The organism is Gammaproteobacteria bacterium (genome assembly GCA_003696665.1).
In the GTDB taxonomy this organism is placed as follows: domain Bacteria; phylum Pseudomonadota; class Gammaproteobacteria; order Enterobacterales.
This window is the reverse complement of the sequence record RFGJ01000182.1, coordinates 1-1,027: the sequence shown is the minus strand read 5'-3', so window position 1 is coordinate 1,027 and position 1,027 is coordinate 1. Positions and strand designations below refer to the sequence as shown.

Sequence of the window (1,027 nt, the reverse complement as noted above, 5' to 3'; positions counted from 1 at the left end):
GGCTACGCCGCGCGCGAATCGGGGCGCGAATTGCAAATCAGGTCACAGGTTGGCGATAGTGGTTGTGCAGTCAACGCCGCTGCCGCTAACGCTCACGTTAGGCCACCATACAGTTACCATACAATTAAGGAAGGTGTGTGACATGAGATACATACGTATTCCTGCAATCTTAGCCTGGGGCGTAATCTCGGCATTGGCATGGCACCTTGGTAGTATTCTAATTGCGCCAACGTCTCCGATGAATGATGTCGTCATTGATAGCGCATCAGGAATTTGGTCATTTGCGGCTTTTGATTCCTTGTTGAGCCTTGTAGTGGCAGTGCCACTAGCGTTGTTTGGCGCATTTGTATTAGAACCTTTTTTGCGAAGGCCATTTCTTTGGGCATTGACAACGCTGGCAGGGTTGTTTGTGGGCTACTTTTCAGGCTCTCTGATAAGTGAGTTTGCCTTCTACCAATCAGCGGGGTTCCGCGGAAAGGCGATGTGGCCTTCGCCGTACAACATGCTGTTGGTGGCGGGGCTGGTGCTGGCATTAATGCAAATTCCCGCATTGTCACCCCGGTTATTGAGTTCAAGGCGGCGCATAGTGTTGTGGGTTTTGGGAGTACCGGTAGCATTTGCATCCGGCTGGCTGGTAGCAGAAGTATTCGTGGGTGGTGCTGCAATGCAGTCTGTGTATAATGGGAGTGGGTTGATAATGGGGGCAGTAAGTGGTACTCTCATTTATGGGCTACTCATGGTGTTGGACAAAAAATCGCAGCACATTCAGGTGAGAGCAGTGAAACAAGGTTTGATCTCCGCCGAATGAAAGGTGGCCTAACCATGCATTCACCTGACCCGCCTTCGGCGGTGGGTAAGCGGCGCGAAAATTGCAAATTTAGACTATACTGAAAGCGTGGTGCAATTGCAAAGACGGCGGGCAGGTGATGCTCACGTTGGGCGTGTGCAGGGGCTTTTTGTACGGCACGTTGACAGGATGAAGCGTTTGCGCCGAGTGGGCGCGTCCCCGGCGAAGGCCTGAAGCCCG

General features: G+C 52.5%; 1 protein-coding gene. It reads left to right on the top strand.

From position 1 onward, the window contains the following. Positions 1–238 precede the first annotated feature (238 nt). Positions 239–808 carry a hypothetical protein gene (locus tag D6694_05355; protein ID RMH44915.1) on the top strand — a complete coding sequence of 190 codons (570 nt, stop codon included), beginning with the start codon at positions 239–241 and terminating at the stop codon, positions 806–808. Positions 809–1,027: the final 219 nt, after the last annotated feature.